The organism is Phenylobacterium sp. SCN 70-31, assembly GCF_001724605.1.
Classification (GTDB): Bacteria; Pseudomonadota; Alphaproteobacteria; order Caulobacterales; family Caulobacteraceae; genus Phenylobacterium.
In genome coordinates this window covers 1-25,809 of record NZ_MEEX01000017.1, presented here as the reverse complement: position 1 = coordinate 25,809, position 25,809 = coordinate 1, and the positions used below count along the sequence as shown (strand labels likewise).

Genomic DNA, 25,809 nt, shown 5'->3' with positions numbered 1-25,809 from the left:
GCAGATGATCCTACACACCAAATTTCGCCTGGCGGCGTCGGCGGCCGTCGCCACCGTCCTGGCGTTCGCGGCCAGCACATCGATCTTCGCAGACGCCCGGGCGCAGACGCCGGCCGCCCCGAAAGCCTTCGGACCCGCCGAGGTGGGGCCGCCGGTGGAGATCACGTGGCAGCAGGGCCCGGATCGTCCGTCCGGGACGCGCCGTCCGCCCAACATCGTGCTGATCGTCGCGGACGACCTCGGGTACAACGACCTGTCGGTGAATGGCGGGGGGATCGCCGGCGGCGCGGCGCCCACGCCCAATATCGATTCCATCGCCCGGGAAGGCGTCAACTTCGCACAGGGCTATGCCGGTCATGGGACCTGCGCGCCGTCCCGTGCGGCCCTTCTCACCGGACGCTATCCGACCCGGTTCGGCTTCGAGTTCACGCCCGCCCCGGCTGCGCTCACCAAGAACATGCGGACGTTCAACTACGGCATTCACAACGGCATCTCCTTCCCCGAGCGGGAGAAGGACATGATCCCGTTCGCCAAGATGGGACTGCCCCAGAGCGAGATCACCCTTGCCGATCTGCTGCAGCGCGCCGGCTATCACACCCTTCACTTCGGCAAGTGGCATCTGGGGGAGTCCCCCGAATTCGCGGCGACGAAGCGCGGCTTCAAGGAAAGCCTGCTGACCAGCGGCTCGATGTACCTGCCGAAGGACGACCCGCGCGTCGTCAACTCCAAGCAGGATTTCGATCCGATCGACCGGTTCCTCTGGCAGTCGATGCCGTTCTACGCCCAGAAAGACGGCGGTCCGGGCTTCCAGCCCAAGGCCTATCTCACCGACTACCTGACCGATGAAGCTGTGAAGGCGATCCACGCCAACCGCAACCGGCCCTTCTTCGCCTATCTGGCCTACAACGCTCCGCATACGCCGCTACAGGCGACCAAGGCGGACTACGACGCGCTCTCGCACATCAAGGATCATCGGATGCGGGTCTACGCCGCCATGATCCGAGCGCTGGACCGGGGTGTGGGCCGGGTCCTGCAGCAGCTCGAGGAGGATGGCCTTCGGGACAACACGCTCGTGGTGTTCGTCAGCGACAACGGCGGGGCCGGCTACGTCGGACTGCCCGAACTCAACCGGCCTTTCCGTGGATGGAAGCTGACCTATTTCGAAGGCGGCGTCCGGACGCCCTACCTCATGCGTTGGCCGGCGGCCATCCCGGCCGGGACCATCTATCGCGCGCCGGTCTCGCACTTCGACATCTTCGCGACGGCCGTCGCGGCGGCGAAGGTCGGCCTGCCCAAGGACCGGGTGATCGACGGCGTGGACCTGGTTCCCTACGTGACGGGCAAGGCCCGGGGCCGGCCGCACGAGGTCCTCTTCTGGCGCAGCGGCGACTATCAGGTCGTTCGTGCAGGCGACTGGAAGCTTCAGGTCACCGACCGTCCGGATAAGGACTGGCTTTTCGACCTCGCCAACGACCCCACCGAACGGGTCAACCTGGCCGAAAACATGCCCGACAAGGTGGCCGAACTAAAGCGTCTGCTGGCCGGGCACAACGCCACCCAGGTCAAGCCGCTCTGGCCCCAGCTCGGCCTGTCGCCGGTCATGCTCGATCAGACCCTGGCCGAGCCCCAGACGCCGGACGGCGAGTACATCTACTGGGGCGGGTGACCCCCGTCGGCGGTCGGGGGCGGCTAAGGCGCGAAACGGCCGCCCCTCATCCGCGTCGCCCGACCGCAGCCTCGGAGGGGAAGGGCTCGCGAGCCTGCCCCAGAAGCGCCGGCACCACCTGGTCCGCTTCGGTCACCGAGACCCAGGCTTCCATGAAATCGGGCGGGGTCAGCCGCTCGTCCACCGTGTGCTTGAAGAGGGCGAACAGCGGGTCCCAGAAGCCGCGCGGATTGTAGAACACCACCGGTTTGGCGTGCAGGTCGAGCCGCCGCCAGGACAGCAGCTCCACCACCTCCTCGAGCGTGCCGATCCCGCCCGGAAGGACCACGAAGCTGTCCGAGCGCTGGAACATCAACATCTTCCGCTCGTGCATGTTGTCGACGATGATGTGCTCCACCGTCTCCAGGGCGCGTTCCACGCCCACCAGGAAGGTCGGAATGATTCCCAGGACGTCGCCGCCCGCCTCGTGCGCCGCCTTCGCCGTCGCGCCCATCAGCCCGACTCCGCCACCGCCGTAGACAAGCCGGATACGCGAGTCCGCCAGCGCCTTGCCGACGGTCGCCGCCGCCGCCAGAAACTCCGGGTCCGCCGCGTCGGAGGAGCCGCAGAACACGCAGGCCGATTCGAGGCGCTGGCTCTGACGCCGCATCGCGCATACTCCAGTGGAAACACACGGGCCCAACGCGCTCGCGAAGCGCCGGGTCCCAGGTCGCTAGGCTCGGGGTTATGGAGTGACAAGTAAACCGTGAATTGTGCGCCCCACCATCGCCCTGCGCGGCGCCGCCCGGTCGGCCGGGAGAGTTGACGCCTTGGTTCACGCCCACACGACCCACCCCCATTTTTCGGGCCCCGGCGCGGTCGAGCCCGCCGACGCCCGGTTCGCTTTCTGGCGGGCGATGGGCGACCTCGTGGCGCTGGTCCTGCGTTCGGGCGCGCCACAGCTTCGCCTGCGGATCGCGACGGCCCTGGCGCTGGTCTTCGTGGGCAAGCTGTGCGGAGTCCTGGCCCCGGTTCTCCTGGGCGAGGCGATCAACACCCTGACGCCCGTCGCGCAGGGAGCCGTCGTCGTGGGCGCCGGCTTCATCGGCCTGGCGGTCGGCTTCGCGATCCTGCGGCTGGTGGCGGCCTGCGCGCCCTACGCCCGCGACGCCATCTTCACCCGGGTCTCGCAGTCCACCATGGCCCGCGCGGCGGTGGAGAGCTTCGGCCACGCCCTGTCGCTGTCGCTCGACTTCCACCAGACCAAGCAGTCGGGTGCCCTGGCGCGGGTGATCGATCGGGGCGCGCGGTCCACCGACTTCCTGATCCGCAGCGTGATCTTCAGCCTGGGGCCGACCTTCCTGGAGCTGATCCTGGCGATGGTCGTCATGGCCGTGCGGCTGGACTGGCGCTTCGCCCTGACGGCTTTCGCCACCTTGGTGGTCTATGCCGTGCTGACCTTCCGCATCACCGACTGGCGCCTGTCGCACCGCCGGGAGCTGAACGAGGCCGAGACGCGTGCGGCCGGCCTCTCGTCCGACGCGCTCATGAACTACGAGACGCTCAAGGCTTTCGGCGCCGAGGACCGCCTCGTCGACGCCTATGGGAAGGCCATGGGCCGCTACGTCGACGCCAGCGCCCGGGCGAACGCGTCCCTCAACCTGCTCAACGGCGCCCAGGCGCTGATCCTGAACGTGGGCCTGGCCGCCATGACCGTCATGGCCGGGATGGAGGTCTCGGGCGGCCGGCTGAACATCGGCGACATCACCATGGCGGTGTTCCTGCTCTCGGGCCTCTACGCGCCTCTGGGCATGCTGGGCTTCCAGTACCGTGAGATCCGCCAGGGCCTCATCGACATGGAGCAGATGGTGGCGCTGAAGGCTCGGGCGCCCGACATCGTGGATGCGCCTGACGCCCGGTCTCTGCCGCCGGCGAGCGGGCAGGGGGCGGCCCTGGCCTTCGAGGACGTCAGCTTCCGCCACGACGCCAGGTCGTCGGGCCTGCTGGGGGTGAGCTTCGAGGCCAGGCCCGGCCAGACCGTGGCCCTGGTCGGGCCTTCGGGCGCGGGCAAGACCACGGCCGTGCGGCTGGCCATGCGCCTGATCGACCCGCAGGACGGCTGCATCACCCTGGACGGCGTCGACCTGCGCCGGACCCGCCAGGCCGACCTGCGCCGCGCCGTCGCCCTGGTCCCCCAGGACGTGGCGCTGTTCAACGACACCCTCTACGCCAACGTCGCCTTCGCCCGGCCGTCGGCCACGCTGGCCGAGGTTCGCGCGGCAGCCGACGCCGCCGAACTGGGGCCGTTCATCGACGGCCTTCCGAACGGCCTCGAGACCCGCGTGGGCGAGCGGGGCCTGAAGCTGTCGGGCGGCGAGCGCCAGCGTGTCGGCATCGCCCGCGCCCTGCTGGCCGACCCGCGGCTGCTGATCCTGGACGAGGCGACGAGCGCCCTGGACGGCCCGACGGAGGCGGCGATCCAGGAGACTTTGCGCCGCGTGAAGGCGGGCCGCACCACGCTGGTGATCGCCCACCGCCTGTCCACAATCGCCGACGCCGACCAGATCCTGGTGCTGCGCCGCGGCCGGATCGTGGAGCGCGGGACGCACGACGAGCTTCTGGCCAAGGGCGCCGAGTACGCCGCCCTCTGGCGGCGTCAGACGCGGGCGGGTTAGGCGCAGCTGAAAAATGGGCCACGGCAGCATTTGAAAGCCATGGACGCGCGATGGAGATCGCCGCGTTTGGTTCTGCAAGGCTGCGAAGCGGCGCCTTCCAAATCTAAGGAACCACGGAAGACACAGAAGGATACGGAAATCGCAGCTTCACCGTCCGTGTCCTTCTGTGTCTTCCGTGGTTTTCCATGACGGATCCTCCGCTCGCGAGGGGCCTAGGAGGAGTTCGGGCCCGCTCGTGGTTTTGTGCGGGTTCGCAGCCAAGATATACGGCGCCTGCGACGCGCCGGCCTGGCGCGCCTCACTCCCGCGGCAGCGGCGCGCCTCGCTGGACGGCCAGCCCCAGGCGCAGGCTGCGGCCGATCATCCGGGCCTTGTCGATGAACAGGTCGGCGGCCGCGGGCGGGCAGACCTCGCGCGCGGTCGCCTCGAACAGGTCCAGCCAGACGGCGAAATGCTCGTCGCGGATGTCGGGCCGGCGCGCGTGCGCCGCCATGGGCGAGCCTTTGAACCGGCCGGTCATGAGCAGCACCGACGACCAGAAGTCGCACAGCTTGGCCAGATGCTCGTCCCAGTCGTCGATGGCGGAATTGAAGACGGGGCCGAGCACGGGATGAACCCGCACCCGGCCATAGAAGGTATGCACCTGGGTGCGGATCACCGCCTCGTCCACGCCGGCGGCGACGCCGGGGCCGATCCGGAGGTGCGGCTCCATCAGGCCGCCTCGCGCCAGTGGGGCTCCAGCGGCTCGTGCGGCCAGACCGCCGGGATCTTCGTCGCCGGCCGCACGCCGGCCAGTTCGTCGGCGAAGGCGTGGTTCACGTCCCGGTGGTGGGCCTCGTCGGCGCGCACCACTTCGACCACATCGCGCAGGGTCGCGTCCGCGGGAAGATTCCAGTACCGCAGGGCGATCTGCGGCGCCGCGACGTTCGGCGAACGTCCCTTGTCGATCTCGGCGAGGTAGTGGGTGTAGCTGATCACGGCCTCTTCCTCGAAGTAGCCCACCACCCGGTGCGCCGTCCGCGGCGAGATCAGGTAGAGGCCGAAGAAGAACAGGTAGAACACCCACTGCGCGGCGACGACCACGAAACGCTCGAAGGCCGTCGGCCTGGCCACCTCGATGAAGGTCATCAGGTGCATCCGCTCGTTCTCGGCCTCGTCCATCAGCGTCTTGATCCAGCCGCGGTCGTCCTCCATCCGGCGCAGGCACTTCAGGTGGTTGAGCGTAGCCCCTACCATGCCGGGCACGGCCGCGACGGTCTCCAGCACCACGGCGCGGTGGCCGTAGCGCTTGGCGAAGAAGGTGTCGGCGCAGAAGCGCAGCGCCTTGACGAAGCCGAACGCGACGCGGTCGGAAAGGCCGCGGGGCCGATGGGTGACGGTCAGGTCGATCGGGGGAGGTGACATGGCGGCTTCTCGTGATGTCGGCGTCGCCGCTCCCATGGCGGCGACGGCTGTGGAGATAGCCCGCAGCACGGAGGCGCAACTATCCGGGTCCGTCCCCTAGGTACCGGTACGGAGGCCCATATCACCGTCGTGCGAAGCGTCTTTCACCCGGGTCGGTTCATGGGCGAGGCGCCGACCCTGAACCGGCATCCCCGGGCTGGCGCGGTCAAGGCCGAGTTGAGCGAGGCGGGAGGCGCCGTCGAACTTCATCTCTATGAGACGGGCGGACACGGCTACGGCTATCCCGGCCGCGAGGGCGCCACGCCGATGCAGCGGCCGGCCGACTTCATGGCCTGGATGCGCGCCCGCGGCCTCCTTAGGACGCGGGGGTCGGGAGGGGATCGCTCAGAGCGCCTTGCCCATCCGGACCAGCGGCACCGGGGCGCCGCCGCGGGCGTCCTCGATCGCCTCGATGTCCTGGTAGCCGCACTGGCTGTAGAGTGCGCGGCCCGACAGCGTGGCCATGAGTTCCACGCGCCGGAAGCCCTCGGCCCGGGCCGCCTGTTCGCACAGCGAGAGGATCAGGCGACCCACGCCCCGACGGGCGAAGTCGGGATGGGTGTACATCGCCCGCACCCGCGCCGGCTCGGTGGCCGGGTCCAGCAGGGCGGCGTCGCGCCCGGGGGTGTGGTCGCCGCCGTAGAGCGTGGCGCGCCGGCTCCAGCCGCCACAACCGGCGATATGCGCGCCGTCCTGAACCAGGAAGTACGTGCCGTCGGCGATGAGCTGCCGGTCCAGGCCCATGATCGTGCGGCTGGATGCGATCTGCCCCGGGTCGAGAAACCCGCGTTGCAGCTCGGCGATCGCCGCGTCCATCACCGCGGCCAGGGCGGCCGCGTCTTCGGGCGTGGCCAGGCGATGCGTCAGCCCTTCGCTCAAGCCGTCACTCCGCGGCGCGGGGCAGGTCGTCGGACCGGTCGGCCGCCGGCGGCGTCGCCACCCGCCGACGCACCCATGGCAGGTGGTCGCGCAGCCAGCCGAACCGGCGCGAGTAGACCTTGGGCGCGGCCAGCATGACGGGCGTGAGCACCAGCGTCAGCAGGGTGGCGAACGACAGGCCCCAGACGACCGAGGCCGAAAGCTGCACCCACCAGGCCGAGCCGGGCGCCTTGTACTCGATGTGGCCGGTGTGGAAGTTCGGGTGGATCTGGAACATCAGCGGCAACAGGCCCACCACCGTCACCAGAGTGGTCAGCAGCACCGGCCGGAACCGCTGGACCGCCGCCCGCATCGCCGCCTCGTCCGCCGCATAGCCCGCCTGCCGGAGGTGGTAGAAGGTGTCCACCAGCACGATGTTGTGGCCCACCACCACCCCGAACAGGGCCACGACGCCCGTGCCCAGCATGATCACCGAGATGTACGGGAAGGTGTCGGCGAAGTTCACCTGCACGCCGAGCAACACGCCCACGGTGGACAGGATCACCGCCGAGAGGGTCACGAACACCCCGTAGAAGCTGTTGAACTGGCACAGCAGGATCACGAACATCATGAACAGGGACGCCAGCATCGCGGTGGCGAAGAACACCGCCGCCTCGGCGCCTTCCTCGTCGGCGCCGGTGAACTTCCAGGTCACGGCCGGATCGATCGGCGCCTGCTGAAGCCAGGGCCGGAGCTGGGCGATCTTCTGGTTCGCCGCGACCCCCTCGACCGCATTGGCCTGGAGGATGACGAGGCGCTGGCCGTCCCGGCGCTGGATCTGGGTCACCTGCTGGGAGGGGGCCTGCTTGATGAAGTAGCTGGCCGGCACGGGGCCCAGCGGCGTCGTGACCTTCAGCTCCTCCAGCGCCGCCACGTTGCGCGCGTCGGCGGTGAAGCGGACGCGGATGTCCAGTTCGTCGTCGGCGTCGTCGGGCCGGAAACGTCCCATCAGGACCCCGCCGGTGAGGAACTGGATGGTCTGGCCCACCGACAGCACGTCGACGCCGTAGCGGCCGGCCGCTTCGCGATCGACGATCAGGTTCCATTCGATGCCGGGCGAGGTCCGGTTGTCTTCAAGCTCCATGAGCTGCCGGTCCGACGCCAGCTTGTCGAACACCAGGTCGGCGGCCTTGTTCAGCGCCGTCGGGTCGTTGCTGAGGAGCTGGACCTGGACGTCCTTGCCCACAGGGGGGCCGTTCTGCGGCCCGCGCACCTCGATCTGCAGGCCGGGGATGTTCGTCACCCGGCGCCGGACCTCGTCCTCGATCGCCTTGCCGGTCAGGCCGAGGGCGGTCCGTTCCTCGAAGTCCAGGAAGTCGACGCGGATCCGGCCCACCGTGTCGTTGGGCGCCGAGTTCGGACCACCGTTGGCGCTGAAGCCGCCCGCCCGCACGTAGAACGATTCCACGCCCTTGACGCCGACCAGACGTTCCTCGACCTGCCGCACCAGTCCGTCCTGGGCCTCGGGCGAGAGGTTGCCCCGAGCCTTCACGAAGACCTGGGTGAATTCGGGGTCGTCCTCGAAGAAGAACTCGGTCCGGTGCTTCGTCATCGCGAACGAGACGACGATCGCCAGCACGATGAGGCCGCCGGCGGCGATCGTCCGGGTCGGGCGCTGGCCGAGGTAGGTGAGCGCCCGCGCGTACCAGCCCATGAAGCCCGACATCTCGCGCGGGTCGCCGTGCTCGGACTTCATGATCTCGGCCAGGTGCTCTTCGTCCACCGCGGTCTTCCGCGAGGCCAGCGAACCGAGCGCGGGGATGAAGATCAGCGCGATGCAGATCGAGGCGCCGAGCACGAAGAACAGCGTCAGCGGCAGGTAGCTCATGAACTTGCCGGCGATGGAGTTCCAGAACATGAACGGCACGAAGGCGCACAGCGTGGTCAGGGTGCCGTTCACCACCGGCCAGAACATCCGCTTGCCGGCGGCGGTGAACGCCTCCTCCTTCGGCATGCCTTCGGCCATCTTGCGGTCGGCGTACTCGGTCACGACGATGCCGCCGTCCACCAGGATGCCCACGGCCAGGACCATGCCGAACATGACCATCATGTTCAGCGTCACGCCCATGCTGTTGATCAGCAGGAAGGCGATAAGGAAGCAGAGGGGGATCGAGGTGCCGACGATCAGGCCCTGGCGGATGCCCAGGCTGACCACGATGATCATCATCACCAGGATGGCGGCGATGATCAGGCCGCTCTCCAGGACCACCAGCGTGCGCGCGATGAACTCGCTCTCGTCGTAGATGTAGTCCAGGCGGACCGTCGACGGCCACCTCCGGGCGTCCTCCTCGGTGGCCTTGCGCACCGTCTCCACCGTGGCGAGAATGTTGGCGCCGCCGCGCTTGGTCACCTCCAGCACGAAGGCGGGATGGCCGTTGAACCGGCTGATGGAGGTGGGCTCCTTGAAGGTGCGCCGGACGTCGCCGATGTCGGCCACGGTCACCAGCCGGTCCCCGTTGCGCTTGATCGGCAGAGCCATGATGTCGGCAGGCTCCTGGACCACCCCCGGCACCTTCACCGCGAACTGGCCCGAGCCCGAGCGTAGATTGCCGGCCGGGACGAGCTGGTTGTTGCGCCCGATCACCTGGGCCAGCTCGCTGGTGGTGACGTTGTAGGCTTCCATCCGCAAGGGATCGATGGCGACCTCGAGGACTTCCTCGCGTCCGCCGCTCATGAAGACTTCCAGGACGCCGTCGGTCCCCTCCAGGCGCTCCTTGAGCTGCCTGGCCACGCGGAACAGCTCGCGTTCGGGCGCCGAGCCGGAGATGACGATGCCGATGATCGGCTCGCCCGAGAAGTTCATTTCCTGGATGATCGGCTCTTCGGCGTCGGGCGGGAACTTGCCGCGGGCCATGTCGACCTTGGCGCGCACGTCCTCGAGCGCCTTGTCCTTGTTGAAATCGGCCTCGAATTCCAGGGTCACGACCGCCGCGTTCTGGCGCGCGACCGCATTCATCGACTCGATGCCCTGAATGGTCTGGAGCTCCAGTTCCAGCGGCTTGACCAGCAGGCGCTCGGCGTCCTCGGGCGAGACGCCGGGGTAGGGAACGACAACCGAGATGTAGGGCAGGTCGATGTCGGGCTCGGATTCCCGCGGCATCGAAATATAGGCGAACAGGCCGAACAGCGCCGCGATCAGGGTGACCGCGAGGACGACCTTCCTTCGCTTGATGGCGCCGTCGATGAGCGGACCGATCATCTGTTGCTCCCCGGTGACGGCGCCCTAGCGGGCGGCCGTCACGCGCACCTTCTGTCCGTCGGCCACGAACGATTGCCCGACCGTGATGACGTTCGCCTGGCCGGTCAGGCCGCTGACCCAGATCCCCTCCGCCGTCTCCTCCAGCACGGTCACGGGCGTGAAGGCCACCCGACCGTCGGGTTGGACATACCGCAGGCCCTGGCGGCCATCGGCGTTCAGCACCAGGGCCGAGACGGGCACCAGGTGGGCCGCGCCTGCGCCTGCGCTCACACGCAGCTCGGCCGAGAGGCCCGAGCGCACGGCGTTGCCGGGGTTGGCCACCGCCACCTCCACCCGATAGGTCCGGGTCTGCGGATCGGCGTCGCGCGCGACGTAGCGGATCTTGCCGGTCAGCACCTGACCCGAGACCAGCCGCGCCTGGGCGGGCGCGCCCACCTGGAGCTTCACGGCCTGGGTTTCCGGGGCGTCGCCCACGACGATGAGGGGATTGAGCTCGATCATCGTGCCGCACGGCTGGCCGGGCGACAGATAGGTCCCGATCTCGGCGTCGCGGCGGTCGAAGACGCCGGCGAACGGCGCCCGGATGTTCACCTGGCCCAAGGCTATCTCGGCCGCCCGCACCGAGGCGTTGGCGGCGTCGAGGTTGGCCTGCGCCTCGAGCACCTGGGTGGGCGAGCGGAAGCCCTTCTCGGCGAGCTGGGCCGCGGCCTCGCGCTGGAGCTGCCGCGACTTCTGCTGCGCGCGCGCCTGGTCAAGGCTGGCCTGGCGGGCGTCGACGGACAGCCGGCAGAGAACCTGCCCCTCGCGGACCAGGCTGCCTTCGGGGGTAGGTGTCGCGGCGACCACGCCGGCGGTCTCGGAACGCACCACCACGGCGCGCGCCGCCTCGGTGCGGCCGCGCATCAGCACCTGCACGGGCCGCGTGGTCTCGGGGGTCACCCGTGTCTGGACCGTGGGCAGGGGATCGGCCTTGGCCTCGGCCCGTTCGCCGCCGTGATTCAGCGGTCGGAAGATGAGGCTGCCGACGAAATAGATCATCAGCACGCCGATCACCGCGAGGATGAAAATGTGCTGAGACTTCAGGCGCATGACGCGACTTCCCCCGTACCCGGAACCAGACCCGGCTCGGTAGCCGGCGACGTACGCTGTGGTCTCCACCATGCGCGGGCGCCGTCATCTCGCGGCTTGGCCCGGTTGTGATGCCGCCGTTCTGTCAGCGCAAATGAAATTGCGGTCACGTGGCGTCGCGGGTCTAATCGGAACATGGCCAGAGTTCAGTGCACGTCTCGGTGGAGCCTCGCCGATGCGGTCGTCCGCATCGGTGTCATTTTACGCGGTAAAGAGGCATGCGCCAGCCCAACGCCATACCCGATGATCGAAGGACGCACACTCTCGTGAGATACCTCCACACCATGGTCCGCGTGACCGACCTCGCCGAATCACTCGCGTTCTATTGTGACAGGCTGGGGCTTAAGGAAGTCTCGCGCACCGAGAACGAGGCCGGTCGCTTCACGCTGGTGTTCCTCTGCGCGCCGGGGGATGAGGCCGCTGCCCGCGAGGCGCGGGCGCCCACGGTGGAGCTGACCTACAACTGGGACGCCGAGGCGTATCAGGGCGGCCGCAATTTCGGCCATCTGGCCTACGCCGTCGACGACATCTACGCCGTCTGCCAGCGTCTGAAGGACGCCGGGGTGGTGATCAACCGGCCGCCGCGCGACGGCCGCATGGCCTTCGTCCGCTCCCCCGACAACATCTCCGTGGAACTGCTGCAGGCCGGCCCCGCCCTTGCGCCGGCCGAGCCCTGGGCCTCGATGCCCAATGTGGGGACGTGGTGACGGTGTCGGCCGTTCCGCTGGAGACCGCTCGGGCCTACGACCTCGAATTCCGGTTCCCGGCCGGCGACACCGCCGTGGGCGCCTCGCTGCGCGACTATGGCGAGTTCGCCCGCGTGATTCTGGATTTCCTCGTCGATCATGCGGACGAGGCGGGTGCGCTGCTGGACGTCGGCGCCAATATCGGCGCGATCTCCCTGCCGTTCGCCCATCGCCGGCCGGGCTGGAAGGTCCTGGCGATCGAGGCCCATGCCGAACTGGCCGACATCCTGGAAGCGAATGCGGCGGCCAACGGCCTGGCGAATCTCTCGGTCGTCCGGGCGGCGGCCGGGGCCGAGTCCGGCGTGACCGAGTTCCCCGCGGTCCCGCTGGTAGGCGAGCGCAACTTCGGCGACATCGGCTTCGACAGCGTCGCCGAGGTGATGCGACCGGTTCCGATGGTCACGCTCGACGCCATCTCCACCCGGGATGTCCGGCTGGTGAAGATCGACGTGGAGGGATTCGAGCCGCAGGTTCTGGCGGGGGCGGCGGCGCTGATCGCCGCCCGGCGCGCCGTCTGGCTGGTCGAGGCCACGATCCAGCACCCGGAGGCGACCGCGGAGGTGATCCGCACGTTCCAGGCCGCCGGCTATGAGGTGTGCTGGTTCTTCGCGCCGTTCGCGACGCCGGCGAACGGCCGGGCGGCGCCGGAGACGCCGGGCCGGGGCGATTCCAACATCGTCGCCCTGCCGCCGGGAACCGGCGAGCAGTGGGGCCTCACCCGGGTTGCGGGTCCCGACCAGCAGCGTCCGGGCGGGATCGACGCCTATCCCTACCTCGCCCGCTATGGCTACAGGCCGGGTTAGGCGGCGATCTTCCGGCCCTGATCTTCCGGCCCTGATCTCCGGCCCTGTCAGGCTTTGCACAGGAACGGCAGGCAGCCGGTCCTATCGAGGAGCGGATCGATCCGACCTCGCGTGGCTTCGTCGAGCGCCGCGTAGGCTGTGCGGAGGGTCTCCAGGCACTTCACCTGGTATCGGAACACGCCCTGGGAATAGGTTTCCCCGAGCGCGGTGAACGACATCGTCTCCGCGCCCTGCGCATAGGCCTGCGCATTGGCCACGAGGAATGGCAGATAGACCTCGCCGGTGAGCTGCAGCATGGCCTCCACGCTGGCCGACACGGGTTTCACCGACCACTCGCCGTCGATCCCGCCCACGTCGTCCATGTTCATCACCCAGCGGGCGGTGTAGGGTGCCGTGGCGCGCAGGATGTCGGTCGGCGTCGGGTCGACGATGAACTGCGAGAGCTGACCGTACAGTCCGAATTCGGCGCGCGACGGCCGGCTGCCGAAGAAGAACCAGCTGTCGGTCACGTGCCGTTCGAGCGCCGCCAGCGTGCGCCGGCAGGTCTCCTCGACCAGATACTGGTTCGCCTCGGTGCATCCGACCAGGGCGAGGCGGCCCACCTGGCGGTCGCGGAACTCGCGCGCGAAGGCGCGGATCTTCGCCAGGCCCTGTCCCTGATAGAGGTCGAAGCCCAGCCAGTGGCCCATCTGGTCCTGGTCGCGCGCCCGGAACCATCGGTAGTGGAACATGGCCTTGGTCACCCACTCGTCCGCGAAGTCCTCGAGCAGATAGGCCAGGAAGGCGTCGCCCGGATCGTCCGGAACGATCGACCGCTCGCCGGGGTGCAGCCGTTCCAGATCGTCGATCATCGGCGTGGAGTCGTTGTGATACGAGCCGTCCAGGTACTGGATCACCGGGATCACCGCGACCTTCAGGCCCGTGCGGCCGGCCAGCCGGCTGTTGCCGTCGCGGATCCAGACGTGCGGCAGCCGCCGGTAGCGCATCACCGCCCGCATCTTCATCGTATAGGGCGAACCGAGGCTTCCGTGGATGAGGTAGTGGCTCTGGGCCATGTGAGCACTCCGGTCTTCTGGGGATGGACGAGGCGAGGGGCCGGGCGATCCGCCCGGCCCCCGCCGCCTCAGTAGCGGTAGGTCAGTTCCAGCCCGTACGTCCGGGGCTCGGCGTAGTAGCCGTGGAAGCCCTCCGCCCCGGCGGTGCCGCCGGTGCTGACCAACGGCGCCAGCGGGATGCCGCCGATCCGCTGGTAGTAGTGCTCGTCGGTGAGGTTCTTGACCCACAGCCGGCCCGACCAGCCGCGCGCCTCGGCGCCGAGCGACAGGCTGCCGTTCAGCAGGGTGACCGCCTTCTGCCTGGAGCGCGGGTCCAGCGCCGCGTCGAGCAGCATCGTGCTGGTGTGCTGCACCTCCAGGCGGGCGTTCAACATCAGGTCGTCGGCGATCTGGCGGCTATAGTCGCCCGCCAGGTTGAACTTCCACTTGGGCGAGCTGACGGGTGTCAGGCCGTTGAACGAGCAGGTGTTGGGCAGGCTGCCGTTGGGCGTGCGGCCAGCGAAGCAGGGGCCGATCGTGTAGTCCGTGAACTCGGCGTCCAGATAGGTCAGGCCACCCGAGAACCTCAGGTTCGGCCCGGCCACGGCGACGAAATCGCCCTCCAGGCCCCGCACGCGCCGCTCGCCCGCGTTACCGGTCAGGAAGCCCGAACGGGTGACGGGATTCAGGATCGACTCCTGGAAATCGCTCAGCACCATGTTGAACAGCGTCAGGTTCAGGCGCAGCCGGCGGTCGAGGAGCTGCGACTTCAGGCCGAGCTGGTAGTCGATCGAGGATTCGGGCTCGAACTGCACCGGCGCGGTCGGCGCTTGCCGACGCGCGTTGAAGCCGCCGGACTTGTAGCCCGTCGAGACGCTGGCGAAGGCCATGATGTCGGGGGTCAGGTCGTACTGGGTGCTGATCAGCCAGGTGAACTTCTCCTCGCTACGCTCCACCGCTCCGATCAGGTTTGGCCCGAAGAGGGCCTGGAAGGCGGCGTTGGCGCCCGGCGAGTTGGTGTGATTGATGACGCCGTCCTTCTTCTCCCAGACGTAGCGGGCGCCCAGCGAGGCCCGCCAGCGGTCGGTGAAGTTGAACCGGCCGGTGCCGAACAGCGCGGTGCTGCGCGTCTTCAGGTCGGCTTCCGAGCGCAGCTGGTCGCCCTGGCGGAATGGCTGCGGCCCGCCGGCCGCCGCAGGGAGCGGGAACAGCCGGTTGGCGTCCGGCCCGACCGTCAAGGTGGACCAGAAGTCGTAGGTCTGCCGGTAGAGGTAGACACCCGCGATGTACTCGAAGAAGCCGCCGGTCGGAGAGTTCAGCCGCAATTCCTCGCTGAACGACTCGATCTCGCCCCGCTCGATCAGCTTGGCCACGTTCTGCGGCAGGGCGTCGGCCGAGTAGGGGTCGGCTCCGCCCACGTTCACGTCCCAGGCGGTGATCGAGGTCAGGGTGTGGCCGGCCGGCAGCTCGAACTCGCCCGTGACCGAGGCCCCGTAGGAGATCGCCTTGTCGTTGGTCACGTCGTCGGCCTGGACCACGAAGTCGCCGCCGGTGAAGTTCTGGAAGGTGTAGCCCAGGGCTGCGGTCGCCGCGAGGAAGCCCGGTGTGGCCACGCCACCCGGACCCGTCGGGTTGATCGCATCGGCGACGCCGCCCTTCGACCGCACGATCGAGTAGTGACCGACCAGGTTGAACTTCAGGTCGTCGTTCGGCGTCCACATGGTGCGGAGCCGGGCGCCGCCGCCCTTCATGTCGTTCACGCGTCCGCCGGTGGCCAGGTTGCGGGCGAAGCCGTCGCGGTCGCGCAGCCAGAACGACGCTCGGGCCGACAGGTCTTCGCCCAGCGCGCCACCCAGATAGCCCTTGGCGTAGCGCTGCTGGTAGTTGCCGAAGCCGGCGGTCACCATCGCCTCGGGCTCGGCCTGGGGCTCGCGGGTGATGATGTTGATCGCCCCGACCGGCGTGTTGCGGCCGTAGAGCGTGCCTTGAGGCCCGCGCAGGACCTCGACCGCCTGGATGTCGACGAGGTCGCCTTGAAGCACGCTCAGGCCCGGCAGGTACACGCCGTCCAGAAAGACGCCGACGCTGTATTCGATCCCTGGGTTGTTGCCGGAATTACCGATGCCCCGCAGCGACACGGTGGTGTTGCGGGTGTTGTTGGAGCCTTCCATCCGCAGGGCGGGGACCATCGCGGTCAGCTCGCGGAAATTGGTGACGTTGGCCGCCTCGAGGTCGCGGCCGCTCACCGCCGTGATCGACAGCGGCACGTCCTGCACGTTCTCGGCCCGCTTCTGCGCGGTGACCACCAGTTCCTCCAGCTGAGCCGAGCCCGCCTGGGCCCAGGCGCCCGTGGCGAGGCCTCCAGCCGCCAGGGCTGTGGCCGCCAGCAGCCATCGACGACGTCCAGCGTCTCTTTGCATCTCATCCCTCCCGGATCAGTCCGCTAATTGGAATCGGAACTACTATTCTGGTTAGCGTCCGTATTCGGGATTTCGGGCGATGGCAACCGCTTGATTCGCCGGAAGGGGTCGCCGCGGCCTCAGCTGTCGGCCACGTGCAGCCGCGCGATGGCGCCCAGCGGAGAGCTGGTGTAGGCGTCGCGACCGAAGCCGGGCGTGTACCACATGCCTCCGGACAGGATGCAGCCAGTGTCCGCCCGGCCACGCTCCACGCCGGTCTCGACATCGACCACGACGGCGTCCCAACGTCCCGGCGTGGTGCAGTCGTCGACGAACAGTTCCCCGGTGTCGGCGTAGAGGGTGAGCTGGTTGCTGGTCCGCCACGGATGCTGCCACAGGGGCCGCAGGTCGCCCGGTCCGTGATAGCGCCACGCGCCCAGCCGCCGGTTCGCGGTGTCGAACGCCACCAGGATGCGGCGGTCCTGGTCGTAGAGGGGCGGCGCGATGATGTTGCCCTGGGGCTGATCGAACAGCACGAAGGCGTCCCGGTCGGCGGCGTCGCGGAGCGAGACGCGGAACAGGCGCTGCGGCGCCGCATGGATCGGCGCGCCGTTCGGATAGCGCTGCATCGTCGTCTGGCGCAGGGCCGGGCGCAGGGAGTCCGGCGCCTCCAGCGCGGCGGGAGGCAGCACCTCGACCGCCTGCGTCCCGATCGGGTGGGCCGCCAGAACGGCGCGGACCACGGCGTTCTCGCCCATGTCCATGAACCAGGCGCAGTCGTCGCCCAGCGTGCTGTCCCAGGCGAAGGCCTGATCCTCGCCGGCGATCCGGTATCCAGCGGACCAGTCGGGATCCAGCGAGAGCCGGCCGTCCCGGTAGATCAGCCGACGGATCTCGGCGCCGCTGGTGACGTAGAGGTGGTCCTCGCCGTCCTGCGCGTCGGCCGAGAAGCGCCCGACGCTGTTCCAGGGGAACTCGTAGCGGTCGATGATCTCCAGGTCCGGGCTCAGCACGGTGAAGACCGAGCGCCTGGCCGGGTCGTTCTGGATGTCCTTGGCCACCAGCGCCCCGTCGCTCAGGACGAGGTGGCCGTTGTGGGCGTTGTCCACCGACAGCCGGCGCTCGGCCACGACCTCGAGGTCCGGCGTCAGCCGGTGGGCGTAGGCGCCGTTGACCACATAGATGTCGCCGTTGGCGTGGACGCAGGCTGCGCCGCACCAGTTGTGCCCGCCGGACGGAAGATCGGGCGAGCGCTTCACCGGTTCCAGGGTCTCGGGGTGCAGTTGCTCCACCCAGCCGTACGAGGTGCGGTTCTGGCCCGCCCGGGTCCCGCCCTGGAGGTACAGTTCGCCGGGATCTCGCAGCACGAACATCACCGGCCAGCGGTCGTCGTCCAGACGCCTTGTCCGGGCGGCCAGGGCTTCCCCGGGTTGCAGCCGCAGGCCCGGCGCACGCGTCACCTTCTGTCGCCGCGGGCCGCCGCATTCGCCCGGCCAGACCGAGGGATAGTAGCCGGGGGGCGGGGAGAGGTGGTCTCGCGCGGTCATGGTTCGCCTCCTGCGTCGGGCCACCTCGCGGTTCGTCGCAGGTCGGGCGAGTCTAGGTCGTATAGCCTAATTCTAGGCGGGACAAGGCGAGCGGGGACAGGCAGGAAGGGGGCGATGAAGACGAAGGCGCGCATCCTGGACGTGGCCCGGCGGCTGTTCAACGAACAGGGCGAGGCGCACACGACCAACCAGCAGGTGGCCGCCGCGGCGGGTATCGCCGTGGGAAACCTCTGGTACCATTTCCGAACCCGGGACGACCTTCGCGCGGCCCTGTCGCTCGCGGCGGCCCGAGACTACCGCGCCGCCCTCCGACAGGCCGACGGCCCGGCGCCGGCGACCGAGCGCTACGTCCGCTACACCCTGGGCACCATGCGGGCGATGTGGGACCACAGGTTCCTCACCGAGGACGCGGCGGCCCGGCGCGCCTCGGCCGGCGCCGGCCTCATGCGCGAGCAGTACGATCGGCTGCGCGCCCTGCTGGACGAACTGGCGGGGGAGGGCGCGTTCGTCTCGGGCCCTGTAGATATCGACGACCTGGCTGCGGCGCTGTGGATGGTCGTCCGCCATTGGCCCGATCATCTGCGGGAGATCGAGGGCGTGGCGGCGCCCACGCCGGGTCAATGGCGCAGGGGATTCGACCTGAAGCTGGCCATCCTGAATCGCACCATGACTCCCGAGTCCTTCGCCGACCTCCAGGCCCGCGTCGCGGCGCTGGATGCTGAGGGCGCCGATGCGGCAGGGTGATGTGTGGGTTCGCGAAGGTCCGCCTTCGGGCGGATGTCGGCGGCTCTCTGAGCAAGCGTCGTCAAAGCGTGGACCCGTTCTACCGCTTCATTTAGTCTTGGGTAGGAGAAGGCATGCGATGTCTTGCTTTTTCATGTCGCCGCACTTTTCATAGACAATGGGGACAGCTTCGACGCCGTCGATGAATTCGTCGCCTATGCCGTGAACTTGCGCGCCGCAGAGGATAGTGAGTAACAGACCGCATGAGGAGTTCTCATGAATCATCGTTATGTTAGCGTGCGACAGTGGATGCGTTGAGAGGAAATTCGCTAGATAGTTGGCGAGGCTTGTGCGCCTTGCTGGTAGCGCTTTTTCACTTCCCTGTCGTTGGCCAGATCTCCGGGAACGAGTTCATTCGCCACAGCTATTTGTTCGTCGATTTCTTCTTTGTACTTTCTGGCTTCGTGATCGCGGCGGTGCAGGATCGGCGACCGGATGCCACTCTGCCGTTTCTCCTCAAGCGGTTCGGACGTATCTGGCCAATGCATATGGCTGTCCTGCTGGCCTTCGTACTTGTTTCGCTGGTTCAGGGCGATTTCAACGCGGACGAACGGCACTCCGCCATCGCCCTGATCACCAATATCTTCATGGTGCACTCCTGGGGTGTTCATCGAGAGCTGACGTGGAACGATCCGAGTTGGTCCATCAGCGTCGAGTGGTTTTTGTACTTGATGTTCGCCTTTCTGGCGTTCGTGCCGTGGCGACGCTTCGTCTATGCGGCGCTCGTTGTCATAGCGATTTTCATCCTCTTTTCCTTCGCGCCAGCGGGCATGGGATCGACGTTTGATTTCGGGGTTGCCAGGGGGGTTGCTGGGTTCTTTGTGGGAGCCTTGATCGCGCGTGCGCCGATACGAGATTTCGGGACCTGGGGCGAGGCGGTCGCCGCAATCAGTGTGGTAGTGTTCGTCGCGTCGGGGGAAGCGCAATTCGTGGCGCCCTTCGTCTTCGGCGCCGCCGTGTATGTCTTTGCAGGGTCGCGAGGACGCCTGACGTCTTGGCTCCGCTCAAGGCCCGTTCAATGGCTTGGAGAGCGGTCGTACACGGCCTACATCGTGCATGCGCTGGTCGTCGCTGTGCTCTGGCACATCGGGCGGGCTCTCGGCTGGAGCTCCGAGGGGGGGCGGATGGACGTGGGCGCGGTGGGTGACCTACTGGCCCTTCCCTACTTGGCGGGCATCATAGTCGTCGCGGGCATCGCGTATCCATTCGAAGATGCGGCGCGGAAGTACTTTAAAGTCCTAGCAGACCGCCGGAAAGCAACGATCCCAGCTTAGATTGGCGGAAATTTCTCCCCAAAGACCGCCGAAGCCCCCGATCGACCTGCGCCGACAGTCCGTCAGCCCTCCGGTGCGCCGCAGACATCGCAGGAACGGGTCCACCTACTCCTGGTGGGGTGGGAGCAGAGAGGCGGCTGATCTAGAGCGTGCCCCGATCTGACGGAATCGGGATTCTCAAGGCACTTGGGAGCTGATTCATCTGGGTAGCTGGCTGGAGGCAGCTTGGATGACGACTCCTTATTCGATGGACCTTCGTGAGCGCGCGTTGGCGCGGAAGGCAGCGGGTGAGACGCACCGGCAGATCGCCGAGGCCCTGCAAATCGCCCCCTCGTGCGTGTCGAAGTGGACCAAGCGCGTTCGGGAGACCGGCTCGCCGGCGCCGGCGCAGGTTGGCGGCTACAAGCCGCGGACGTTGTCTGGCGAGGTCGCCGAGTGGCTTCGGCGGCGGATCGCGGCCGGACCGTCCACGCCGAGGGGCTGAGCTTCAAAAAAGCGCTGCCGCCCCAGGAGCAGGCGCGGCCTGACGTGGCTCGCCGCAGGACCCGCTGGCGCGCGCACCAGGGGCGGATCGAGGCCTCGCGCCTGGTGTTCATCGACGAGACCTGGATCAAGACCAACATGGCGCCTTTGCGCGGCTGGGGACCGCGCGGCCGCCGCTTAAGGGCCTACGCGCCCCATGGCCACTGGAAGACGCTGACCTTCATCGCAGCCCTCAGGCACGACAGGATCGACGCGCCCTTCGTCTTCGACGGGCCGATCAACGGCGAGGCCTTCCGGCTGTACGTCGAGAAGATCCTGGCTCCCGTGCTCCAGCCCGGCAATGTGGTCATCATGGACAACCTCGGCAGCCACAGCGGCAAGGCCGCCCGCGCAGCCATCCGGGCCCGCGGCGCCCACCTCATCTTCCTGACGCCCTATTCCCCCGATCTCAACCCCATCGAACAGGTGTTGGCCAAGCTGAAGACTCTCCTGCGCAAGGCCGCCGAGCGCACCGTCGAAGCCACCTGGCGACGCATCGGACAACTCCTCGACCACTTCACACCGACCGAGTGCGCCAACTACCTCGTCAACAGCGGTTACGCTTCATGCCGAAGCGGTCACGCTCTAATGCACGGAAGGAACCGGGAAATTCTCTGCGGTGGCTCCCCGAGCACCTTCCGAACGCGAACACAAGGGATACGATATCCGTCCATGCGGCCCTTGTGAACATTAAACTTTCCAGGCTTGATCGTCCGCCCGCGTCCATGTGATCGCCTACGAAGCGCGCGCGCGGCTTAGGACGAGACTTAGGACGGTAGATGGCTCCCCGAACCCTCAATCGGCTGACCGATCTTGCGGTGCGAAAGGCGCGTGAACCGGGTTGGTACGCGGACGGCGGGGGGCTCTACCTTCGCATAGGCACAGACGGCTTCAAGCGGTGGGTTCTCGTCATTCACCTGGCCGGCAAGCGATCCGAGATGGGCTTGGGCTCCCCCTCGGAGGTCAGCTTGGCCGAGGCTCGATCCGAGCGGGACAAGGCTCGGAAGCTGATCCGCGAAGGCGTCAACCCGATCACAGCGAGGAAGGCCAACCGAGCTGCGATGGCGGCGCGCAATCTAACGTTCTCGGCTTGGGCGAGGGAGGTGGCGCCCGCGCTCGCTCCGAAGCAGGAGAAGGCTCACGCGGCCTGGCTGCGGATGATGACGGAGTGGGTCGGCGCCCTGAAGACCACGCCCGTCGGCGAGGTCACCACGGAAGACGTGATCGCAGCGCTCAAACCCTACTGGTCATCACGACCCGAGACAGCGCGGCGGATGCGTATGCGAATTGAAGCTGTGCTGGACGCCGCCCGCGCTGGGGGAAAGGCGCCGGCAGACTCGCCGAACCCGGCGCGATGGAAGGGCCATCTCCAACACCTCCTTCCGCGCCAGGAGATCAAGGTCCGCCACCATCCCGCGCTTCCGTATGCCGACGCGCCCGCGTTCATGGCGGACCTGGGGAAGCGGGATGCAATGGCGGCTTACGCGTTGGGCTTTGCGATCCTGACCGCGGCTCGCACGTCCGAAGTCATCAATGCGACGTGGTCGGAAATCGACCTTGAAGCCAAGATATGGACCGTGCCGGCCGGCCGTATGAAGGCGGGCCGGGCGCACAGAGTCCCGCTATCCAAGGCGGCGTTAGACATCCTGGCGAAAGCCAAGAACCCGGCTTCGGCGAAGGCGACGGGGTGGGTGTTCCCGAGCTTGTTTCGAAGGGGAAAGCCGCTCTCAACTGGCGCGATGGATCGCACGATCGATGACATGGGGTACCAAGGCGTCATCACGGTGCACGGGTTCCGGAGCACCTTTCGCGACTACGCGGGCGACAGGACGGAGTTTGCGAAGGAGACCATAGAGGCGGCCCTTGCCCACGTCGTGGGGGATGAAACCGAGCGCGCCTACCGCCGCGGGGACGCGCTGGCTAAACGCAGGGACCTCATGGATGCCTGGGCGACGTATCTCATGCAGCCCGCGAAGCCTGATCAAGATGGCGAACCAGCTCCTCCGCCCGAATGAGCGTGCGACCGCACCACGTGAATGTGCGCAGATCGCCGGCCTTGATGAGCTTGTAGAGGGACGACCTCGACACGCCCGTCATCCGAGCGGCCTCGGGGATCGTGTATGAAAGCTTCTGTTCCATCTACCGCCTCCCTCCCTCCTGCACGCCGGCCTGGCGCATGAGATCCCCGACAGAGACGCCATCGAGCGTGCATCTGGCGACAACGCGGTCATAGGACCGACGGCCCGCGGTGCAGTGGAGCGTCCGGCCCATGACGATGCGTTCGAGCGCAGCCTTGGCCTCAGGGCCGCCGGGCTCGTGCAGCTCGGGCGCGTAGAAGTCGGCGACGCGAACCTCGACCCACTCGTCAGGCGAGGGGCCTACCGAGACGCACAGGCTATCGCCGTCACCGATGTACGAGACGGGGCCGGTGAACGTGCTTCCGGCCGCCAGGTACGTCGGCATGGGCCCGCGATCAGGGATCGCCTTGCACGGGTCTGCCAGGGCAGGCGTTGCGATCAGGCTGGCCAGGAAGGCGGCGGCGAGGATCGCGGGGGTCATGCTTCCTCGCTCAGCCGCCCGACGCGAACAACGTCCCCGTTGCTGTAGTGCAACTCGACGTCCTCACCCCGAGCGATGCGGGTGAAGATCGCGTCCAGGTTCGACTGCGCTTGTTTGAAGCGCTGGGTCATGATGTCCAATTCGGCCTTGAGCTTGTTGAACTCCAGCCGGCTGTTCCACTCGGAGTCGAAGCGGTCGATCTGAGAAATGTTGATGTGATCGGCCATGCTCACGCTTCCTCGCTCGGAGGGGCGGGGAGGGGACGCCAGTGGGTGGGATCGTAACGCAGGCCCTTGTTGAGTCGGATGCGCCACTCCTTGAACGCCGGACTGTCCGCGTAGCACCACGCGATCTTAGTCGGGTCTGTGTGTCCCGTGCGAGGCCAGCGAGTTACGAGAACCCGCGTCCCATCCTTCGGCGCGCTCTCAATCGGCTTCCACCCCTGCGCTTCAAGGCGGTCGGCGGCGAGGGAGAGGAGCCGTTTGATGAGCGGCCAGGGCAGCGTGTGGATCATCTCGTCTTCGCCGGACATAGCCCGCAGCGCCGCGATCAGCTCTTGGTCTGTGAGGTCAGACATCGTCGTCCTCGAATGGCCGCGCGGCGTCGCAGTGCTTGCAGGACATGACGGGCTCACCGTCCGCGTCCTCGTCGCCGACATACATCCAGTGGTGGTCCATGCCCTCGCACTGGACGCATCGGCGGCATGGGCCGGTTGGGATGACCTGCATCATCGGCCTGCCTCCCGCTCAAGCTGGCGGCCTCGCTTGATGGCGGCGAGGGAGCGTTGAAACAGAGGGCAACTGTCGCGTCGTCCGGAAAGGTACTGGACGGCCATCCACTCTCCGAAGCCGCAGCGCCGCGCGTCCTCGGCGCAAAGCTCCCTTGTGGCGATCAGGTCGGGATCGACGGGCTCCCAGCCGATGCGGGCCAGCATGGCGGCGATCTCAGCTTCGCTCTCAGCTTCGCTGGAATGGGCGAACTGGGCAAAGTGGCGAGCCCTCGCTTCCTCCGCCCTCGCGCGGTCGATGTCGGTGATCTCGGTCATTGCTGACGGTCCTTCAGCTTGGCGGAGAGGGTGCGGGCGTTGAATGCGAGACGATTGGGGTCGTGCTCGTCCATGCTGCTCGCGTAGCAGACAATCGCGTCCAGGAAGGGTTCAAGCTCCTCCAGCACCCCCGCCGCTTCAGCGAGTAGGGTTTCGGCGGATTGGGCGCGGGACTCGGCGGCTTCTTTGTCGCGCTCTGCGGCCATCATCGTGTTGACGACCCGTGGCCACTTCTCGGCCAGCCCCTCGATCTCGTCGGAACACATAGGCACAAGGTCGCGAACGTATCCGGGGTATCCTGCCACCGCTCGCGCTTCGTCCCGCTCCCCAGTCAGCCCCGCCACCTTCTCCCGCTCTGCCTTGAGGGCTGAGAGGAGGAGGCGGAGGTCGGCGGCGCTCTTCGCTCGCTCGTTTGCAAGCGTCTTCTGGCCCGACTCCCTCATGTTCCCGGCGAGGCGTTCCAGGCGCGCGGCTTTGGCCTTCACCCGCTCAACAGCGGCGTTGATGTCTGGTTCAGTGGTCATGGGAGGGGGCTTTCAGGACGGTTGAGGCTTTCTCGTAAGCACGCTCGACCATTCGAAATTGCTCGCCACTCAGATAGAGCAACCTTCCGTGAGGCATTGGGTCCGCCTCTGAGATCAACATCTTGAATACTTGCGAAAAGAATCCATCGTTTGTGCCCATGGATTCCTCCAGAGCCATGATCTGTTCGGCCTTGGAGAGGGAACGTTTCAGGCGTACTGTTTCGTAGATAAGCGGGTCATTAGGAAATGCGGCCTGCTTCTGGTCTGCGAGTTCCCAACCCTCCGGGTCCACGATCCGCGCGATAGCCTCGCGCCGTTCAGCGGGGGTCATGGCTCTGCCCCTCCTTCGCCCGCAGCAGCGCCGCCAGAAGGGCGCGGGCGGGGGTCTTGGCGTATGATGGCGAGCGCGCTTTAGACCCAAGCGCCCACCCTGCGTCATTGAGCAGATGCGGTATCAAGGTGGCGCTGGGCAGCCGCTCTTCATCCCGAACTCGGTCTGCGTCGCCCGTCGAAAGAACAACCTGCCACCCCGGCAACACCCGCTCGCACAGCGCGATGACGGCGTTCAGGTCTGTGGTGACCCGAGGCGGATCGGGCCACATGGGGGTTCCGCTTTCACTGAGGATCGGGCGCCCGTCGCGATCCACGCCCATGAAGTCCTCTGGCGCGATCCAACCGCCGCGCCGGCTGCGGGTGAAGCGCGGCTCGACCCGATGCCATCCGAACGCGCGAGCGACGTCGCATTCGAGCGCCCGATCCGCGCCGTCTCCGGCTTCGATACGTTCGATGAGGGAGGTCAGGTCAGTCATGCTCGCCACCTTTCAGGGCTGCGCGGCCGGACGCGGTGATTTCGTACATTGGTGGGCCCGGCCGCAGCCGGTTCAGGGGCTCCAGCCAACCCGCTTCGACGCACTGTTGGACAGGCGCCGGGACGCGGAGCGCCTTCGTCATCGGGATCGTGCCTGGGCCGTTCTCTAGGATGTAGATCAGCGCATCCCGTTGCGCCTTCCTCGGCGTCGACGCCTTGTCCTTCAGTTGCCCCGTCGAGCGAGCCTCGCGCATTATGAGCGCGTGGGGTGTCAGCTTACCCATCGCGGCCCTCCACGCTCCGGGCGGCGAGTTCATCGCGCTCGCGTTCGACGATGCGACCTAGACGTCCGAGGCGCTGGTTCGCGGCGGCCAACTCGGCGTTCTCCGCCCTCAGCCGCTCGTTCTCTGCCCGTAGGGCGTCGGCTTCGGCCTGAGCTTTTTGCTTGGCGGCGATGGCGGCCTTGAGAGTGGCGAGACGCCCGTCGCGCGCGGCCTTGATGTAGGCGAGGCAGGAATCGGTGTCAGCGACGAACCGTTCGCCGCAACGAACAAAGAACTCAGAGCCGCCGGACGTCAGTCCCGTAAGCGCCCTGGTGAGCTTATCGACCAGTTCCCAGGCGTCGGCAGAGGGATCGGGGGCGGTCACGGCGTCCAGTTCGATGAAAGCGACGGGCGTTCCATCGCCTTCGCACCAGAAGTCCTGGCTCCAGTTCCACCCGGCGAACCGCCAGAGGTCCTCGCCGTCGTTGTCGAAG

General features: G+C 67.6%; 27 protein-coding genes and 1 pseudogene. 8 read left to right on the top strand and 20 right to left on the bottom strand.

All coding sequences use genetic code 11. The annotated features are described in order from the left end of the window. Positions 1–4: 4 nt before the first annotated feature. Positions 5–1,666 carry a sulfatase-like hydrolase/transferase gene (locus ABS78_RS13695; protein WP_293380069.1) on the top strand — a complete coding sequence of 554 codons (1,662 nt, stop codon included), beginning with the start codon at positions 5–7 and terminating at the stop codon, positions 1,664–1,666. A gap of 46 nt (positions 1,667–1,712) precedes the next feature. Here ABS78_RS13695 and ABS78_RS13690 read toward each other — a convergent pair whose 3' ends face one another. After that, positions 1,713–2,315: a TIGR00730 family Rossman fold protein gene (locus ABS78_RS13690; protein ID WP_293380066.1), complete on the bottom strand. Its 603-nt coding sequence runs from the start codon at positions 2,313–2,315 to the stop codon at positions 1,713–1,715. A gap of 247 nt (positions 2,316–2,562) precedes the next feature. Between ABS78_RS13690 and ABS78_RS13685 the strand changes: the two genes are divergently transcribed. Beyond that, a complete protein-coding gene (locus tag ABS78_RS13685) occupies positions 2,563–4,320 on the top strand; it encodes an ABC transporter ATP-binding protein/permease (protein ID WP_293380250.1) in 1,758 nt (585 codons plus the stop codon). A 298-nt stretch (positions 4,321–4,618) separates the two neighbouring features. On the opposite strand, the gene ABS78_RS13680 is transcribed toward ABS78_RS13685, so the two are convergent. The 5 genes from ABS78_RS13680 to ABS78_RS13660 all read right to left on the bottom strand — a co-directional run bounded on the left by ABS78_RS13680 (position 4,619) and on the right by ABS78_RS13660 (position 10,969). Next, complete coding sequence (locus ABS78_RS13680; protein ID WP_293380063.1) at positions 4,619–5,032, bottom strand: group III truncated hemoglobin; 414 nt, start codon at positions 5,030–5,032, stop codon at positions 4,619–4,621. Further along, positions 5,032–5,724, bottom strand: a complete 693-nt coding sequence (locus ABS78_RS13675) for an alternative oxidase (protein ID WP_293380060.1) — start codon at positions 5,722–5,724, stop codon at positions 5,032–5,034. The genes ABS78_RS13680 and ABS78_RS13675 overlap by 1 nt, the downstream gene beginning before the upstream one ends. A 384-nt stretch (positions 5,725–6,108) precedes the next feature. Beyond that, positions 6,109–6,579, bottom strand: coding sequence for a GNAT family N-acetyltransferase (locus ABS78_RS13670; protein ID WP_293380247.1), 471 nt, complete (start codon positions 6,577–6,579; stop codon positions 6,109–6,111). A gap of 67 nt (positions 6,580–6,646) precedes the next feature. Next, entirely contained in the window at positions 6,647–9,880 is a 3,234-nt protein-coding gene (locus tag ABS78_RS13665; RefSeq protein ID WP_293380057.1) for an efflux RND transporter permease subunit, read from the bottom strand. Between the two features lie 24 nt (positions 9,881–9,904). Beyond that, entirely contained in the window at positions 9,905–10,969 is a 1,065-nt protein-coding gene (locus tag ABS78_RS13660; protein WP_293380054.1) for an efflux RND transporter periplasmic adaptor subunit, read from the bottom strand. Between the two features lie 305 nt (positions 10,970–11,274). Between ABS78_RS13660 and ABS78_RS13655 the strand changes: the two genes are divergently transcribed. After that, the gene (locus ABS78_RS13655; protein ID WP_293380051.1) at positions 11,275–11,715 is read left to right on the top strand and encodes a VOC family protein; all 441 of its coding nucleotides are present in this window, start codon (positions 11,275–11,277) and stop codon (positions 11,713–11,715) included. A gap of 2 nt (positions 11,716–11,717) precedes the next feature. Next, on the top strand, positions 11,718–12,557 hold the full coding sequence (locus tag ABS78_RS13650; RefSeq protein ID WP_293380048.1) for an FkbM family methyltransferase: 840 nt from the start codon (positions 11,718–11,720) through the stop codon (positions 12,555–12,557). A gap of 47 nt (positions 12,558–12,604) precedes the next feature. Here ABS78_RS13650 and ABS78_RS13645 read toward each other — a convergent pair whose 3' ends face one another. From ABS78_RS13645 to ABS78_RS13635, 3 genes are all read right to left on the bottom strand, one after another. Next, a complete protein-coding gene (locus ABS78_RS13645) occupies positions 12,605–13,612 on the bottom strand; it encodes a glutathione S-transferase family protein (RefSeq protein WP_293380045.1) in 1,008 nt (335 codons plus the stop codon). Positions 13,613–13,680: 68 nt separating this feature from the next. After that, positions 13,681–16,011, bottom strand: coding sequence for a TonB-dependent receptor (locus ABS78_RS13640; protein WP_293380042.1), 2,331 nt, complete (start codon positions 16,009–16,011; stop codon positions 13,681–13,683). 119 nt (positions 16,012–16,130) lie between these two features. Further along, the gene (locus tag ABS78_RS13635) at positions 16,131–17,537 is read right to left on the bottom strand and encodes a hypothetical protein (protein WP_293380039.1); all 1,407 of its coding nucleotides are present in this window, start codon (positions 17,535–17,537) and stop codon (positions 16,131–16,133) included. Positions 17,538–17,651: 114 nt separating this feature from the next. Between ABS78_RS13635 and ABS78_RS13630 the strand changes: the two genes are divergently transcribed. The 4 genes and pseudogenes from ABS78_RS13630 (at position 17,652) to ABS78_RS13615 (ending at position 22,131) form a co-directional block, all read left to right on the top strand. Beyond that, positions 17,652–18,281, top strand: a complete 630-nt coding sequence (locus tag ABS78_RS13630) for a TetR/AcrR family transcriptional regulator (protein ID WP_293380036.1) — start codon at positions 17,652–17,654, stop codon at positions 18,279–18,281. A gap of 284 nt (positions 18,282–18,565) precedes the next feature. Then, positions 18,566–19,594 (top strand): acyltransferase, encoded by a 1,029-nt coding sequence (locus ABS78_RS13625; protein WP_293380033.1) that lies wholly within the window; start codon positions 18,566–18,568, stop codon positions 19,592–19,594. A 229-nt stretch (positions 19,595–19,823) separates the two neighbouring features. Continuing rightward, positions 19,824–20,677, top strand: a pseudogene (locus ABS78_RS13620) (IS630 family transposase); the annotation flags it as partial. A gap of 218 nt (positions 20,678–20,895) precedes the next feature. Beyond that, positions 20,896–22,131: a site-specific integrase gene (locus ABS78_RS13615; protein ID WP_293380030.1), complete on the top strand. Its 1,236-nt coding sequence runs from the start codon at positions 20,896–20,898 to the stop codon at positions 22,129–22,131. Here ABS78_RS13615 and ABS78_RS23920 read toward each other — a convergent pair. The 11 genes from ABS78_RS23920 to ABS78_RS13565 all read right to left on the bottom strand — a co-directional run. Continuing rightward, a complete protein-coding gene (locus ABS78_RS23920) occupies positions 22,076–22,213 on the bottom strand; it encodes a helix-turn-helix domain-containing protein (RefSeq protein ID WP_363083271.1) in 138 nt (45 codons plus the stop codon). The two genes, ABS78_RS13615 and ABS78_RS23920, sit on opposite strands and share 56 nt — an antisense overlap. Before the next feature lie 42 nt (positions 22,214–22,255). After that, positions 22,256–22,675, bottom strand: a complete 420-nt coding sequence (locus tag ABS78_RS13610; RefSeq protein WP_293380027.1) for a thermonuclease family protein — start codon at positions 22,673–22,675, stop codon at positions 22,256–22,258. Next, on the bottom strand, positions 22,672–22,902 hold the full coding sequence (locus ABS78_RS13605) for a hypothetical protein (protein ID WP_293380025.1): 231 nt from the start codon (positions 22,900–22,902) through the stop codon (positions 22,672–22,674). The genes ABS78_RS13610 and ABS78_RS13605 overlap by 4 nt, the downstream gene beginning before the upstream one ends. A gap of 2 nt (positions 22,903–22,904) precedes the next feature. Continuing rightward, positions 22,905–23,252, bottom strand: coding sequence for a DUF551 domain-containing protein (locus tag ABS78_RS13600; protein WP_293380022.1), 348 nt, complete (start codon positions 23,250–23,252; stop codon positions 22,905–22,907). Further along, a complete protein-coding gene (locus ABS78_RS13595) occupies positions 23,245–23,406 on the bottom strand; it encodes a hypothetical protein (RefSeq protein WP_293380018.1) in 162 nt (53 codons plus the stop codon). The genes ABS78_RS13600 and ABS78_RS13595 overlap by 8 nt, the downstream gene beginning before the upstream one ends. Continuing rightward, positions 23,403–23,720 (bottom strand): hypothetical protein, encoded by a 318-nt coding sequence (locus tag ABS78_RS13590; protein ID WP_293380015.1) that lies wholly within the window; start codon positions 23,718–23,720, stop codon positions 23,403–23,405. Before ABS78_RS13590 ends, ABS78_RS13595 begins: the two co-directional genes overlap by 4 nt. Continuing rightward, positions 23,717–24,244 (bottom strand): hypothetical protein, encoded by a 528-nt coding sequence (locus ABS78_RS13585; protein ID WP_293380012.1) that lies wholly within the window; start codon positions 24,242–24,244, stop codon positions 23,717–23,719. Before ABS78_RS13585 ends, ABS78_RS13590 begins: the two co-directional genes overlap by 4 nt. Further along, positions 24,234–24,575, bottom strand: a complete 342-nt coding sequence (locus ABS78_RS13580) for a hypothetical protein (RefSeq protein WP_293380009.1) — start codon at positions 24,573–24,575, stop codon at positions 24,234–24,236. Before ABS78_RS13580 ends, ABS78_RS13585 begins: the two co-directional genes overlap by 11 nt. After that, a complete protein-coding gene (locus ABS78_RS13575) occupies positions 24,562–25,053 on the bottom strand; it encodes a hypothetical protein (protein WP_293380006.1) in 492 nt (163 codons plus the stop codon). The genes ABS78_RS13580 and ABS78_RS13575 overlap by 14 nt, the downstream gene beginning before the upstream one ends. Further along, the gene (locus tag ABS78_RS13570) at positions 25,046–25,336 is read right to left on the bottom strand and encodes a hypothetical protein (protein ID WP_293380003.1); all 291 of its coding nucleotides are present in this window, start codon (positions 25,334–25,336) and stop codon (positions 25,046–25,048) included. Before ABS78_RS13570 ends, ABS78_RS13575 begins: the two co-directional genes overlap by 8 nt. Further along, positions 25,329–25,809, bottom strand: a 481-nt coding sequence (locus ABS78_RS13565) for a hypothetical protein (protein ID WP_293380000.1), incomplete at its 5' end; no start/stop codon positions are given. The genes ABS78_RS13565 and ABS78_RS13570, both read right to left, overlap by 8 nt.

Coding starts and splice junctions, on each gene's coding strand:
- ABS78_RS13695 (WP_293380069.1), top strand. CDS start 5: ATGATCCTACACACCAAATTTCGCCTGGCGGCGTCGGCGGCCGTCGCC.
- ABS78_RS13690 (WP_293380066.1), bottom strand. CDS start 2,315: ATGCGGCGTCAGAGCCAGCGCCTCGAATCGGCCTGCGTGTTCTGCGGC.
- ABS78_RS13685 (WP_293380250.1), top strand. CDS start 2,563: ATGGGCGACCTCGTGGCGCTGGTCCTGCGTTCGGGCGCGCCACAGCTT.
- ABS78_RS13680 (WP_293380063.1), bottom strand. CDS start 5,032: ATGGAGCCGCACCTCCGGATCGGCCCCGGCGTCGCCGCCGGCGTGGAC.
- ABS78_RS13675 (WP_293380060.1), bottom strand. CDS start 5,724: ATGTCACCTCCCCCGATCGACCTGACCGTCACCCATCGGCCCCGCGGC.
- ABS78_RS13670 (WP_293380247.1), bottom strand. CDS start 6,579: ATGGACGCGGCGATCGCCGAGCTGCAACGCGGGTTTCTCGACCCGGGG.
- ABS78_RS13665 (WP_293380057.1), bottom strand. CDS start 9,880: ATGATCGGTCCGCTCATCGACGGCGCCATCAAGCGAAGGAAGGTCGTC.
- ABS78_RS13660 (WP_293380054.1), bottom strand. CDS start 10,969: ATGCGCCTGAAGTCTCAGCACATTTTCATCCTCGCGGTGATCGGCGTG.
- ABS78_RS13645 (WP_293380045.1), bottom strand. CDS start 13,612: ATGGCCCAGAGCCACTACCTCATCCACGGAAGCCTCGGTTCGCCCTAT.
- ABS78_RS13640 (WP_293380042.1), bottom strand. CDS start 16,011: ATGCAAAGAGACGCTGGACGTCGTCGATGGCTGCTGGCGGCCACAGCC.
- ABS78_RS13635 (WP_293380039.1), bottom strand. CDS start 17,537: ATGACCGCGCGAGACCACCTCTCCCCGCCCCCCGGCTACTATCCCTCG.
- ABS78_RS13630 (WP_293380036.1), top strand. CDS start 17,652: ATGAAGACGAAGGCGCGCATCCTGGACGTGGCCCGGCGGCTGTTCAAC.
- ABS78_RS13615 (WP_293380030.1), top strand. CDS start 20,896: ATGGCTCCCCGAACCCTCAATCGGCTGACCGATCTTGCGGTGCGAAAG.
- ABS78_RS23920 (WP_363083271.1), bottom strand. CDS start 22,213: ATGACGGGCGTGTCGAGGTCGTCCCTCTACAAGCTCATCAAGGCCGGC.
- ABS78_RS13610 (WP_293380027.1), bottom strand. CDS start 22,675: ATGACCCCCGCGATCCTCGCCGCCGCCTTCCTGGCCAGCCTGATCGCA.
- ABS78_RS13605 (WP_293380025.1), bottom strand. CDS start 22,902: ATGGCCGATCACATCAACATTTCTCAGATCGACCGCTTCGACTCCGAG.
- ABS78_RS13600 (WP_293380022.1), bottom strand. CDS start 23,252: ATGTCTGACCTCACAGACCAAGAGCTGATCGCGGCGCTGCGGGCTATG.
- ABS78_RS13595 (WP_293380018.1), bottom strand. CDS start 23,406: ATGATGCAGGTCATCCCAACCGGCCCATGCCGCCGATGCGTCCAGTGC.
- ABS78_RS13590 (WP_293380015.1), bottom strand. CDS start 23,720: ATGACCGAGATCACCGACATCGACCGCGCGAGGGCGGAGGAAGCGAGG.
- ABS78_RS13585 (WP_293380012.1), bottom strand. CDS start 24,244: ATGACCACTGAACCAGACATCAACGCCGCTGTTGAGCGGGTGAAGGCC.
- ABS78_RS13580 (WP_293380009.1), bottom strand. CDS start 24,575: ATGACCCCCGCTGAACGGCGCGAGGCTATCGCGCGGATCGTGGACCCG.
- ABS78_RS13575 (WP_293380006.1), bottom strand. CDS start 25,053: ATGACTGACCTGACCTCCCTCATCGAACGTATCGAAGCCGGAGACGGC.
- ABS78_RS13570 (WP_293380003.1), bottom strand. CDS start 25,336: ATGGGTAAGCTGACACCCCACGCGCTCATAATGCGCGAGGCTCGCTCG.